General features: G+C 59.1%; 12 protein-coding genes. 10 read left to right on the top strand and 2 right to left on the bottom strand.

From position 1 onward, the window contains the following. Window positions 1-1,408 (bottom strand): NAD-dependent succinate-semialdehyde dehydrogenase (locus WBM93_RS14025; protein ID WP_424432485.1); only part of this gene is annotated, 1,408 nt, incomplete at its 3' end. Between the two features lie 86 nt (window positions 1,409-1,494). On the opposite strand from WBM93_RS14025, the gene WBM93_RS14020 reads away from it, so the two are divergent. The 10 genes from WBM93_RS14020 (at window position 1,495) to gspM (ending at window position 11,674) form a co-directional block, all read left to right on the top strand. Next, complete coding sequence (locus WBM93_RS14020) at window positions 1,495-2,415, top strand: SMP-30/gluconolactonase/LRE family protein (RefSeq protein WP_424432484.1); 921 nt, start codon at window positions 1,495-1,497, stop codon at window positions 2,413-2,415. 9 nt (window positions 2,416-2,424) lie between these two features. Continuing rightward, entirely contained in the window at window positions 2,425-3,123 is a 699-nt protein-coding gene (locus tag WBM93_RS14015) for a VIT1/CCC1 transporter family protein (protein ID WP_424432483.1), read from the top strand. Next, window positions 3,120-3,767 (top strand): HAD-IA family hydrolase, encoded by a 648-nt coding sequence (locus WBM93_RS14010; protein ID WP_424432482.1) that lies wholly within the window; start codon window positions 3,120-3,122, stop codon window positions 3,765-3,767. Before WBM93_RS14015 ends, WBM93_RS14010 begins: the two co-directional genes overlap by 4 nt. Before the next feature lie 103 nt (window positions 3,768-3,870). Next, a complete protein-coding gene (locus WBM93_RS14005) occupies window positions 3,871-4,680 on the top strand; it encodes a type II secretion system protein N (RefSeq protein WP_424432481.1) in 810 nt (269 codons plus the stop codon). Continuing rightward, complete coding sequence (gene gspD, locus WBM93_RS14000) at window positions 4,680-6,821, top strand: type II secretion system secretin GspD (protein ID WP_424432480.1); 2,142 nt, start codon at window positions 4,680-4,682, stop codon at window positions 6,819-6,821. The genes WBM93_RS14005 and gspD overlap by 1 nt, the downstream gene beginning before the upstream one ends. Continuing rightward, window positions 6,821-8,368 (top strand): type II secretion system ATPase GspE, encoded by a 1,548-nt coding sequence (gene gspE, locus WBM93_RS13995; RefSeq protein ID WP_424432479.1) that lies wholly within the window; start codon window positions 6,821-6,823, stop codon window positions 8,366-8,368. The genes gspD and gspE overlap by 1 nt, the downstream gene beginning before the upstream one ends. Then, window positions 8,361-9,575, top strand: coding sequence for a type II secretion system inner membrane protein GspF (gene gspF / locus WBM93_RS13990; RefSeq protein ID WP_424432478.1), 1,215 nt, complete (start codon window positions 8,361-8,363; stop codon window positions 9,573-9,575). The genes gspE and gspF overlap by 8 nt, the downstream gene beginning before the upstream one ends. Before the next feature lie 21 nt (window positions 9,576-9,596). Beyond that, window positions 9,597-10,070, top strand: coding sequence for a type II secretion system major pseudopilin GspG (gene gspG, locus WBM93_RS13985; protein WP_424432477.1), 474 nt, complete (start codon window positions 9,597-9,599; stop codon window positions 10,068-10,070). A gap of 12 nt (window positions 10,071-10,082) precedes the next feature. Further along, a complete protein-coding gene (locus WBM93_RS13980) occupies window positions 10,083-11,204 on the top strand; it encodes a hypothetical protein (RefSeq protein ID WP_424432476.1) in 1,122 nt (373 codons plus the stop codon). After that, a complete protein-coding gene (gene gspM, locus WBM93_RS13975; RefSeq protein ID WP_424432475.1) occupies window positions 11,201-11,674 on the top strand; it encodes a type II secretion system protein GspM in 474 nt (157 codons plus the stop codon). The genes WBM93_RS13980 and gspM overlap by 4 nt, the downstream gene beginning before the upstream one ends. Before the next feature lie 19 nt (window positions 11,675-11,693). Here the strand turns inward: gspM and WBM93_RS13970 are convergent, their stop codons facing one another. Continuing rightward, window positions 11,694-12,782 carry an acyl-CoA desaturase gene (locus WBM93_RS13970; RefSeq protein ID WP_424432474.1) on the bottom strand — a complete coding sequence of 363 codons (1,089 nt, stop codon included), beginning with the start codon at window positions 12,780-12,782 and terminating at the stop codon, window positions 11,694-11,696. Between the last annotated feature and the right edge of the window lie 33 nt (window positions 12,783-12,815).

Below are 12,815 nucleotides of genomic sequence, written 5' to 3'. Positions count from 1 at the left end.
CCATATAGGCCTTCAGCCCGTCCGGCCCGTCCTCCGATCCGTGGCCGCTTTCCTTGACTCCGCCAAAGGGCGCGTCGCCGGGGCTGACGGTCAGATTGTTGATCGCCACCATCCCGGCCTCGACCCTGTCGCCAACCAGATTGGCGGTGCGCAACCTTTCGGTAAAGGCATAGGCAGCGAGGCCCAGCGGCAGGCGGTTGGCCTGTTCGATCGCGTCGTCGAGCGTGTCGAAGGGCCGCATAACGGCCACCGGACCGAACGGCTCGTCGTTCATGATATCGGCGTCGAGCGGGACGTGGGACAGCACGGTCGGATCAAAGAAAAACCCCTTGTCGCCGCGCCGTTCGCCGCCGAGCCGGACATCGGCACCCTTGGTCCGCGCGTCTTCGATCATCGCGCCCACCGCACTCGGTCGGCGCGGATTGGCAAGGGGACCCATTTCGACTTCTTCAAACCCGTCGCCGACGCTGATCTTTTTTGCGCGTTCGGTGAAGGCTTTTTCAAAGCGGTCATAAATGCCGGACTGGACATAGAAGCGGGTCGGCGAGACACAAACCTGACCGGCGTTGCGGAATTTGCCGGTGACCACCAGATCGAGCGTCTTTTCCAGATCGCAATCGTCAAACACCAGCACCGGCGCGTGGCCGCCCAGTTCCATGGTGGTGCGCTTCATACCTTCTGCGGCGAGCTTCATCAGATGCTTGCCGACCGGCACCGATCCGGTGAAGCTGATCTTGCGGATGACCGGCGAGGCAATCAGATGGCTGGAGACTTCAGCCGGATCACCAAAGACGATTTGGACGACGCCAGAGGGCAGGCCTGCATCGACAAGGCAGCGAATCATCTCGATCGGGCTGGCCGGGGTTTCTTCGGCTGGCTTGAGAATGATCGAACAGCCGGCGGCAATCGCAGGGGCGAGCTTGCGGACAGGCGTGAATACCGGGAAGTTCCAGGGGCTGAATGCTGCAACCGGTCCGACCGGCTGATATTTCACGAAACTGTTCTGGCCTGCGGGCCGCACCAATACGCGACCGTAACAACGCTTGGCTTCTTCGGCCATGATGTCGAAATGGCTCGCGGAAGCGGTGACTTCGCCGACCGCCTGGGCCAGCGGCTTGCCTTGCTCTGCGGTCATCAGGCGGCCAATTTCCGGAGCCCGTTCGCGCATCAGGTCGGCGGCCTTGTGCAAAATGGCGGCGCGCGCGGCGACCGGCGTATCGCGCCAGACCGGGAATGCGCGGTCTGCGGCGTCAAGTGCCCGGTCAAGGTCGGCCTTGGTCGCCTTGGGCAGATCCGAAATCGCCTGTCCGGTCGCGGGATTGACGACCTGATGGACTTCGCGATCCTCGCCATCAATCCACTGGCCATCGATATGGAGTTGCAATTTTCGGGGATACGAGTTGGACATAGTTGCTCCTGAAACTGTCTGCCTTGCTACTAGACTTGTCGCCATATTCCCGCAATGACTGTGACAAAGTTTGAGAGGATATATTGATGGAGACAGTCACCGAAGGACTACGCTTTCCCGAAGGACCAATTGCGATGCCCGACGGCAGCGTGATATTGGTCGAAATAGCGGCCCAGCAGCTGACCCGCGTCTTGCCCGATGGCACCAAGAAGGTGATCGCGAAAACCGGTGGCGGCCCCAATGGCGCAGCCATGGGACCCGATGGAAAAATCTACATCTGCAACAATGGCGGTTTTGAATATCAGGACGAAAATGGTTTCCTGACCCCCGCCGGCATCGCCAAGGATTATACCGGCGGTAGCATCCAGCGGGTTGATGTCGATACCGGCGAAGTCGAAACGCTATACAATGACGGTGATTTCGGCTGCATTTTACGCGGCCCCAATGATATCCAGTTCGATGCGCATGGCGGTTTCTGGTTCACCGATCATGGCAAGACCGACTATGAAAAGCGCAGCCATGACATCGTCGGGATATTCTATGCCAGGGCCGACGGCAGCCATCTGGAAGAAGTGATTTTTCCTTCGAACAATCCCAATGGTGTCGGCATTTCACCAGATGGCAAAACGCTTTACGCAGCGGAAACCTTCACTTGCCGCCTGATGAAATTCAATATCACTGCCCCCGGCAAGGTCGCGGCTGATGCGGGACCGGGCGGTCCCGGCATTCCGCTCTACCGCCCCTCCGGCTATAAATTTTTCGACAGTCTGGCGATGGAAGAATGCGGCAATATCTGCGTTGCGACCATCGGTGAATGCGGGATCAGCGTGATCTCTCCCGAAGGCGAACTGGTCGAATTTGTCCCGACACCGGATATTTTTACCACCAATATCTGCTTTGGCGGTGACGACATGATGGATGCCTGGATATGTCTGTCGGCGACTGGCAAGCTGGTTAAGACCCGCTGGAAACGGCCGGGAATGAAGCTGGAATATCTCAACAAATAGGATCGGCAATTGTCAAGATTACATAACGAACCACACCGGCTTGACCGAGCAGGCTGGCTCCGTGCCGGCGTTCTCGGAGCCAATGACGGTATCGTCTCGACCGCAAGCCTGGTTGTCGGGGTCGCGGCCGCCGCAACCTCCCAGCAGACGATATTGCTCACCGCTTTCGCCGGACTGGTGGCCGGTGCCATGTCGATGGCCGCGGGCGAATATGTCTCGGTCAGTTCCCAGGCCGATAGCGAAAAGGCGGAGCGGGTAAAGGAAGCCTGGGAGCTGGAAAACCAGCCCAAGGCTGAGCGGATAGAACTGATATCGATATACAAGAACCGGGGATTGACGAGCGATCTTGCGGAACAGGTTGCCGACCAGCTGACCGCGCATGACGCTCTGGGCACGCATTTGCGGGACGAGCTCGGCTTGACCAAGCATTTTTCTGCCAAGCCATTGCAGGCAGCCGCTGCTTCTGCTCTGGCATTTGCCGCCGGGGCCATATTGCCGGTGATCCTTGCGGCGCTGTTCAGCGGCCAGATGCTGATCTGGATTGTGTCTGGCGCAGCATTATTGTTGCTTGTAGCTTTGGGGGCGACCGGAGCCATACTGGGCGGGGCGCCGATTTTGCGGCCTGTCGTCCGCGTAACATTCTGGGGTGCCGCAGCCATGGCCGCCACCGCCGCCATCGGATCAATTTTTGGAGCTGCTGTTGCATGACATATAAGACCGTAATTTTTGACTTTGGCGGGGTGATCACATCGTCCCCTTTCGAAGCCTTCAACCGGCTGGAAGCCGAAAAAGGGGTGCCGCAGGACAGCGTCCGGCGGATCAACAGCGCCAATCCGGATAGCAACGCCTGGGCGCGGTTTGAGCGGGCCGAACTCGATGGTGCGGGCTTTGACGAGGCCTTTGCCGAAGAAGCGCGCGCGATCGGGATTGAATTGCGCGGGGCTGATGTGCTGGCGCGGCTGGCTGGCGACGTGCGCCCCAATATGGTGGCCACGCTCGACCGGTTGAAAAGCGAAGGCTTTACGATTGCCTGCATCACCAACAACGTGCCTGCCGGAAAAGGTGCGGGCATGGCGATGAGCGATGAAAAAGCCGCAGCGGTGAAAGAGATCATGTTGCGTTTTGACCATATTATCGAGAGCAGCAAGGCAGGTATCCGTAAACCCGACCCAAGAATTTACCAGATGATGTGCGAGGCGCTGAACGTCGAACCGGCGCAATGCATCTATCTCGATGATCTGGGAATCAACTGCAAACCGGCGGCCGCTTTGGGCATGGCGGCGATCAAGGTTTCGGCAGAACAGCAGGCGCTTGATGATCTTGGCGCTCTGCTGGATATGCAATTGCCCTGATTTCGCGGGACCGATTGAACTGGCAATATTTTTGTCATCAATGAGTCGTCGTAAGCGGCTGAAATCGCTATAGTGCCAAGGGGTTGCAAGGTTGTGGGGATTCGTGGGTAACAGCTTTTCGGACAGATTTGGCGTCATCGCCCGCTGGCATCGTCAGCAGGGCCTCTATCCTGTTCTGTTCTTTCTTTTGGCGGTTTTGTTGCTGATTCAGGCCATAAGACTGGTCTGGGTGATCCTGACGCCCCTGGGTCCCGTGGGCGATTATCGCGCCGCCGAGGTCCAGATCCTGTCACCGCAATCGCGGCTGATATTGTTCGGCAGCTTCGATCCGTTTTTCCGCAGCGGTGCGGCGCAGAGCGCCAATGTGGTGACGTCGCTGCAACTGACGCTCTTCGGTATCCGGATGAACGAGGCATCGGGACTGGGTTCTGCGATATTGTCCGGCCCCGACGGGGTGCAGGAAAGCTATGCGGTGGGCGCAGAGATTTTGCCCGGTGTTACGCTGAACAGTGTCGCCTTTGACCATGTTATCATCAATCGCGGCGGAGTTCTGGAGAGTCTGTATCTCGATCAGTCGATCCCCGCGGAAACTGTAGGAACAGACGTTCCAATCGCTTCTTTTCCCTCGACGGCAGGCGGGAATGAAATTCCCGGCGTTGCGTCACTGGCACCACGCAACGACCAGGGCCGGATCACCGGCATATTGGTTTCTCCTTTGGGCGACGGCGCGCTGTTCAACAGCACGGGTTTTCGCAATGGTGACATCATTGTATCGATCAACGGCCGTCCGGTCGGTTCGGCGGGCGATATCGAAGCGTTGAAGAGCCAGATCAGGCCAGGCACGCGCCTGTTGGTAGAAGTCGAGCGCGGGGCCAACACGGTTCCGCTCACTGTCAATCTTGGAGTCCAGTAATGCGTAGTTTTTTCGCCCGGATAATAGCCGTAGTGACGCTTTGTATTGGCTTGGCAGTGGGACCCGTGTCGGCGCAGCACACGCTGAACGTTCGTGATGCCGACATCCGCGCCTTCGTCCAGGATGCAGCGCGCGTCACCGGTCGCACCTTCGTCATCGACAGCCGGGTGCAGGGCAAGGTTTCGGTGGTCACCGACCGTCCGCTCAGCCGCTCGGAATATTTCGAGATATTCCTGTCGACCCTGCGTGCCAACAATCTGGTCGCGATTCCGACAACCCGCGGCGCCTATCGCATCCAGCCCGCCGACGGTGCAGCATCGCAGCCGAGCCGAATCGGGACCCGCGGCGCCGAGGGGAATCAGCTGGTGACCGAGGTAGTGCGGCTCAAGTCGATTGTCGCGAGCGAAGCGCTGGAAACCCTGCGCCCGCTGGTCAGCAAACAGGGTTCGATCACCTCCAACCGCAACGCCAATAGTCTGGTGATTGTTGACTATGCGGACAATATCCGCCGGATCCGCATTCTGGTAAGAGAAATAGACCGCGACAGCGCCGCCAGCACGATCATCAATCTGAAAAATGCCGGGGCCCGGGAAATCGCGACATCGCTTCAGGCGCTGGCCGCACAGGGCGGCGGCGAGGGATTGCGCGCTCCGGTGACCGTCGTACCGATCGACAGCAGCAACAGCATCGCCCTGCGCGGTGACCCCGGCGCGGTTTCGCGCTTTGCGCAAATGGCGCGGGAACTGGATCAACGCGCGGAATCGGGGACCGAGATCCGCGTTCACCGGCTCGACTATGCCAATGCCGAGCATCTTTTGCCGGTAATCGAGAACCTGCTGGGTAACGGCGGCGCAAAAACTGCGACGGTTGTGCCTGCCGGAACAGGGGAGGGCACGGCAGCACCCGCTGCCAGCGGCGGAAATGGCATTGCCAGCCGTGGTCCGGCCATCGTGACCCGTCTGGAAGGTACCAACGCGATTATCGTTGCGGCCAATCCCGATGTCCAGCGGATGATCGGCGAACTGATCCGCCAGCTCGACACCCGCCAGGAACAGGTGGTTGTCGAAGCGATCATCGTGGAAATATCCGAATCTCTCGCCCGTGAACTGGGTGTGCAATGGCTGGTGGGCGGGAAAGACGTACCCTTTGCGGTGACCAATTTCTCCAACGCCTCTCCGAATATCGTCGATGTTGCTGGCGGTTTGCTGGCCGACCAGTTTGATACGACCACCACGACCACCACGACAACCGCGACCACAACGACAACCAATAGCTCGGTTGGCGATGCGCTGCGTCAGAATGCAGCGGATGCAGTGCTTGGTGCACGCGGCGGTTTTGGCGGTTTTGCGACCAGCCTCGGGGGCAGTGCGGTGCTCGGCGCGATCATCAACGCGGTGCAGTCGGATACCGACAGCAATGTGCTCTCGACGCCTTCGCTGACCGTGAACAATAATCTCAAGGGCAGCATATTGTTCGGTCAGGAAATTCCGGTGTCGACCGGCGAGGCGCTGTCGAGCAATTTCGACAATGCCTTCCGCACGATCCAGCGGCAGAATGTCGGGATCGAGCTCGAGGTAACTCCACAAATCAACGCCGGCAACGAAGTGCGGATGGAATTGCGCCAGCAGGTGAGCTCGATCGCCGGACCGGTTTCCGATGATTTCAACGAGCTGATCATCAACAAGCGGGAAATCAACACCACGGTGACAGTTGGCGATGGCGAGATTATCGCGCTGGGCGGCCTGCTCGACGACAACGAGCGGCGAACGATCCAGAAAGTTCCGTTTCTGGGCGATATCCCGATTCTAGGCGAATTGTTCAAGTCACGGGGAAAATCGCGGGTCAAAACCAATCTGATGGTCTTCATCCGTCCGACGATTCTGAAAGATCCCAATGATGCGCGGCGTTTTTCAAGTTCGCGCTACGGCTATATACGCGACCGGCAATTGCATCAGAATCCGGACCAGGAGCCGTCGCTCGATGCCTTGGTGCGCGATTATCTCGGGACCGTGCCGCCGTCTGTCTCGTCACGTCCGGATGACCAGATCATCTATGCTCCGGGCGATATGCCTGCAGCCAGGGACAGCGGCATGATCGAGCAGGCACCGCTGCCGGCGAGCGAGACCAGCGGGAATCGCTGATGGAGATCGCGCGGGGAACAGAGACGGTTGGTTCAGAGGCGGATGACGGCCCCGTCGCGTCTCAGTCTGCCAAAGACTTGCCTTATGCTTATGCCCGCGACCATGGCCTGTTGCTGCAGAATCGCACCGGCGACCGGCTATCCCTCGCCATGCGCGCGGGTTCTGACCCATCGGCCTTGCTCGAGGTCCGCCGCTATCTGGCGCTGCCATTTGAAGTCGAACTGGTTGATGGTCCGGCCTATGAGAAGCTGCTTAGCGCGCATTATGCAATGGACGGCTCGGCAGCGGCGATGGCCGGTGATATGGCGCTCGCGGGTGAAGGGCTGGACGATATCGCTGGCGATATTCCCAGCGCGGAGGACCTGCTGGACAGCGCCGATGATGCGCCCACAATCCGCTTGATAAACGGGATTATCGCCGAAGCGGCGCGGCAGGGTGCCTCTGACATCCATATCGAGCCCTATGAGACCGGGCTGGTGGTCCGGATGCGGGTTGACGGCGTGCTGACGGAGAAGCTGAGAATGCCTCCGCATGTCGCAGGCGTCATCGTCAACCGGATCAAGGTGATGGCGCGGCTGGATATCGCCGAGCGCCGCATCCCGCAGGATGGCCGGATCAGCCTGACGCTGGGCGGAAAGCTGCTCGATGTGCGTGTGTCTACGCTGCCCAACCGGGCGCAGGAACGGGTGGTGATGCGGATATTGGACAAGGAAAGCGCCGGCATCTCGCTCGACCTTCTCGGCATGTCGGCAAGCACCCACGCGATCCTGACCGATGCCTTGTCCGAACCCAATGGCATAATCCTGGTTACCGGACCAACCGGTTCGGGCAAGACCACAACGCTTTATGCAGGACTCAAACAGCTTAATGACGGCAGCCGCAATATCCTGACCGTCGAGGATCCGGTGGAATATGCGATCGAGGGGATTGGCCAGACCCAGGTGAATGCCAAAGTTGGATTAACCTTTGCTGCAGGTCTACGCGCCATTCTCAGACAGGACCCGGATGTGGTGATGGTCGGCGAGATCAGGGACCGGGAGACGGCAGAAATTGCGGTGCAGGCTAGTCTCACCGGCCATCTGGTGCTCTCCACAGTGCACACCAATGATGCGGTGGGTGCGATCACAAGAATGCGCGATATGAAGGTCGAGCCGTTTCTGCTGGCCTCGACCTTGCGCGCGGTTGTGGCCCAGCGTCTGGTCCGGAGGCTATGCGAACATTGCCGCACTCCGGTGGAAGTCGACGGCTCGCTGGCCGCGCTGCTTGGCTTCGACCATGGCACTAGCATCTTTCGCGAGACCGGCTGCGATGCCTGCAACCAGACCGGCTTTCAGGGTCGCATCGGGGTGTTCGAGGCGATCCGCATCGACGACACGCTGCGCAAGCTGATCAACGATGGTGGCGAAGAAGCCGCGATCACCGCTCATGCTTTCCGGCGGCAGCCCGATCTTGGTGCCGCCGCCAGAGGCCTCGTCCGTGACGGGCTCACCACTGCCGAAGAAGCGATACGAATCTCCCGGCGGCAAAGCGAAGCGGCCGATGCCTGAATTTGCCTATACCGCGATCGATCCCAAGGGCCGGGAAAAAACCGGACGGCTGACCGCGGCCAGCGACGATGCGGCACGGGCGAAGCTTACCGAGCGAAATTTCTATGTCGTCAGCATGGAAGCGGCGCAGGACAAGCAAGGCAGGGCTTCCACCGGATTGTTTGGCCCGAAAAAACTGACATCAAAAGAACTGACGTTATTCACCCGGCAATTGTCTTCGCTCGCGCAAGTCAGCCCGCTCGAGGAAGCACTGCGCTTGATCGGCAACCAGAATGAAAAACCCCATGTCCGGCAGAGGATCGCGACGGTCCACGGCGGGGTGATCGAGGGGCAGCGCTTGTCGGAGGCGATGCGCCGCGAACCGAAAAGCTTTCCACCGCTCTACCGGGCGATGATCGCCGCCGGGGAAAGTTCCGGTACGCTGCCCGATATCACCGAACGGCTCGCCGATCTGCTCGAGCGACAGGCCGAATTGCGCGGCAAGTTGATCGGCACGCTGGCCTATCCGATTGTGCTGGCTCTGGTCTCGGTCATTGTCGTCGCGCTGCTGATGATTGCGGTCGTGCCCAAGGTGGTCGATCAATTCGACAATGTGAACCAGCAACTCCCGATGATCACCCGCATCGTCATCGGCATCTCCGGCTTTCTCGCGAACTGGTGGTGGGCGATCGCAATCCTGATCGGCGTGGCGCTGTTGATCGGCTGGCGTGCACTTCAGGAACCCACTATCAAATTGCACTTTGACGGCTTTCTGTTGCGGTTGCCGTTTTTCGGACGGCTGCTGAGGGATTTGCACGCGGCGCGGCTGGCACGGACCTTGTCTACGATGGTCGCCAGTCGCTTGCCAATAATCGAGGGATTGCGGCTGACAACCGAGACGATCAATAACAGCGTGCTGCGCAAGGCATCGGAAGACATGGTGGAGGCCATAAGAGGCGGCGGGAGTCTGTCCAGCGCGCTGAGAAATACTGCGGTTTTTCCTCCGATGCTGGTCTATATGACATCCAGCGGCGAGGCATCGGGACAGCTTGATGATATGCTGGCGCGGGCGGCGGGCTATCTGGAGCGCGAATTCGACAATTTCAGCTCCACCGCCTTGTCCTTGCTTGAACCGTTAATCATCGTCGCGCTTGGCGGGCTGGTCGCGGTGGTGATATTGGCGATATTATTACCGATCTTGCAGCTTCAGAATCTCGCCGGACTATAGGGCCGGGACAAAGGAATGATCATGACGACAGATATTGAAAGTCCTGACAGGGCTCTGGCCCGGGAAACAAAGCCGCAGCGTAAGCGCAACGGCTTCACCTTGGTCGAGCTGATGGTGGTGATCTTCATTCTCGGCCTGCTGACCACGATTGTGGTGATCAATGTGTTGCCCAGTCAGGATAAAGCGATGGTCCAGAAGGCGCGGGCGGATATTGCGATCCTGGGGCAGGCGCTCGAAATGTACCGGCTCGATAATTTGAGCTATCCCGGATCGTCCGACGGCTTGCAGGCGCTGGTTGCGGCGCCCCCGTCTTTGGCTACGACCGCACGCTATCGGCAAGGGGGCTATATCAAGAAATTGCCCGATGATCCGTGGGGACGGCCCTATCAATATGACAATCCCGGTCGTCAGGGCCCGGGCTTTGATCTCTATTCGCTGGGCGCAGACGGAGCGCCGGGCGGTGAAGATGATAATGCCGATATCTACGGCGAATAAGAACAGAAGCGCGTGAATCAGAATCTTCTCCTGATTGCCTTTCCGGCCGCTGATGACGAAGCGCTCTATTGGTGGCGCGTCGGCGATGGCGCGGTGCAGGCATCGGGATGCGATCCGGAACCCCTGACCGCTTCGCAACCTAAGGAGCTAGACGAAGAAAAAGACGATCTTCCCGTGATCGCGCTGGTCGCTTCGCACCTGACCACGATCATAGGCCACGAAGCAATCAGCGACGTGACCGAAGACCAGGCCCTGGCTGCTGCGATTCTGGCTGCAAAAGCCGATAGTCTCGAACGGGAAAACAGTCACACTGTCGCCACTATGGAGAACGGCGGGGTGGTCACGGCGTCGATAGGGCGCGATATATTGTCTGCAGGGCTTGTCCGTTTGCAGGCGCTGAACCTCGATCCCGATGCGATCCTTCCTTCGGGCTGGTTGCTGCCGGCAACCAGCGACGGAGCGGTTTCGGCGGATTTCGGATTTGACCAGGTCATCCGCGCGGACAATATCATAGCGACCGATGACCCCGCGTTCCGGGAATTTCTATTTGATGATCAGACCATTTCGCCAATTGTCGGTGACGCTTTTGACGCGATGCTGGCCAGCGTCAGTGAAAGGACCGATCTGGATTTTCGCAGCGGACCCTTTGCCAAGAAAGCGCAGCGGACGATGGGCGCACCGCAAAAGCGCCTGCTCGGCTGGATGGCGGCAGTGCTTATCATATTATCGCTCGCCATTCCGTTGGTGCAATTGGCGCAATATCATCGGGCGGCCGAAGCAGCGGATGAGGCCGCTCTGGCTAGCGCCGCTCCGGTCGTTGGGGAGATGGACGGTCCGGATAATGCCGAGCGCGCGCTGGACCAACGGCTGATTGCCGAAAATCGCGGCAATATCATGTTCCCGGTTCCGGCTTCTGCTCTGTACTCTGCGCTGCAACCGTCTCAAAATGTAGTGATTACGCGAATGGCTTATGGCGAAAACGGGATCGTTCTGGCGACTTTATCCGCTATCCGCAACGAGGATATAAATCCGGTGCTGCTGGCGATGCAGGAAGCGGGATTCATCATCACCGCGACCCCGCGCACCGACGCCACGGGGTCGGCGCAAGCGGATATCACGGTGCGCGCGCCATGATCGAAAATGCGAGAAACTGGTTCGTCGGGCTTAGCCAACGAGAAAAGATTCTGGTCGGTATTGCTGGTCTGCTGCTCGCGGGACTCGTCGGCTATTATGGCATCGCGCGGCCGATGTTCGATGCGATGACTGCTGCCGAAGAGCGTTATCTCGATGCGGTCGAGCGGCAGGCCCGGATCGACGCCAAGGTTGCGGCTCTCCAGCTGCCGGCAGACGGGGCGGCGTCAAAGTTCGGCCGCGGGATCGATGTTTTTGTCAGTCAGAGCGCGGGTGAAACCGGCATCGCCGTCGGCTCCATCAACCCCCAGTCGGATAACCGGGTCAATATGGTGGTGGAATCGGCAAAGCCGACAGCACTGTTCGGCTGGCTGGCCCGGATCGAACGGGAAGGAATTGCGGTCGAGTCTCTCAGCGTAAATCCGGCGGGCAATGGAACCGTTTCCGCTACCCTGACCTTGCGATCACATTAGTCGAACGGTTCGCCGACCGTTATTCGGCAGGCTCGATATGATGCTGCTTGTCTTTGGCGGGAAACATTACGCCGCCATCGTCCGCCGACATGACGTCCGGTTCGACGAGGCCGGCAATCGCGGCCCTTGCTTTTTTCTGGACCCATTCGCCGTCTTTGTTCCGAATATAGGCAGGTGCCCGCTGGACGTTCCACACCAGACCCATTTTCTCCCACAGATAGATGATCTGGCCGTTGAGATCGAATTCCCACCAGGCAATTTTCGAAGACGCTGCGCGCGGGTGCTGGTGATGGTTATTGTGCCATCCGTCACCAAAGGTCATCCATGCCATGAACCAGTTGTTGCGCGATCCGTCCTTGGTCTTGAACCGCTGGGATCCGAAGACGTGGCCAATGCTGTTCACGCCCATGACAAAATTCAGGAAGAAGAAATTGCGGAAAAAGCCGCCGATCAGGATGGTTCCGATGATATATTCCGGCCCGCCAAATGCCAGCGCCCACAGAGCAGGCAGGATGATGCTCGAGAAAATAGCGATCGACCAGCGATGCTTGTGGCACCATAATACTTGCGGATCGTCGATCAGACCCTTGCCATACACATTCATGTCGGACGTCGTATTATCGAACAGCCAGCCGAAATGGGCGATGCCGAGGCCTTTCCAGATCGGCATTTTTTTGCCGTGGCCGTCGACATAGGGGCTATGCACGTCACCAACATCATCGGAAAAAGCGTGGTGGCGGCGATGGTCGGCGGCCCATTTCAGCACCGATGCCTGGCAGGCCATTTGGGCCATGATTCCCATGGCGAGGCGCATTTTGGGACCGGTTTCGAAGGCGCGGTGGGTGAAATAGCGGTGATAGCCGATACCGACACCCATGTTGATCAGGGCGAAACCGAACAGAAAGGCAGACCATTCCACCCAGCCGGTCGAATGCGCGAGCGTCCAGTATAAGGCGCCGAGCGAACCGACCACCATTGTGGAAAGCAATATGCCATATTCGAAGCGCTTTGCCCGCGCCGCCGGTCCGCCAATGATGACGCCATGCTGCGGATGCTTTTCCGACGGGGTGTATTCGTCGGGTTGAATGTCGCTAAATGCGCTTGCCATCGACCAAAATCCTCGAAACTTAACTCGTGATCC

This window comes from Parasphingorhabdus sp. (assembly GCF_049667325.1).
GTDB lineage: Bacteria > Pseudomonadota > Alphaproteobacteria > Sphingomonadales > Sphingomonadaceae > Parasphingorhabdus.
Note: the sequence above shows the minus strand (reverse complement) of the source record. Positions and strands in the feature narration are given on the sequence as shown.

Bases quoted from the DNA above. Each gene is read 5' to 3' on its own strand.
- WBM93_RS14010 (WP_424432482.1), top strand. From the start codon at position 3,120: ATGACATATAAGACCGTAATTTTTGACTTTGGCGGGGTGATCACATCG.
- gspM (WP_424432475.1), top strand. From the start codon at position 11,201: ATGATCGAAAATGCGAGAAACTGGTTCGTCGGGCTTAGCCAACGAGAA.
- gspG (WP_424432477.1), top strand. From the start codon at position 9,597: ATGACGACAGATATTGAAAGTCCTGACAGGGCTCTGGCCCGGGAAACA.
- WBM93_RS14020 (WP_424432484.1), top strand. From the start codon at position 1,495: ATGGAGACAGTCACCGAAGGACTACGCTTTCCCGAAGGACCAATTGCG.
- gspE (WP_424432479.1), top strand. From the start codon at position 6,821: ATGGAGATCGCGCGGGGAACAGAGACGGTTGGTTCAGAGGCGGATGAC.
- WBM93_RS13970 (WP_424432474.1), bottom strand. From the start codon at position 12,782: ATGGCAAGCGCATTTAGCGACATTCAACCCGACGAATACACCCCGTCG.
- gspF (WP_424432478.1), top strand. From the start codon at position 8,361: ATGCCTGAATTTGCCTATACCGCGATCGATCCCAAGGGCCGGGAAAAA.
- gspD (WP_424432480.1), top strand. From the start codon at position 4,680: ATGCGTAGTTTTTTCGCCCGGATAATAGCCGTAGTGACGCTTTGTATT.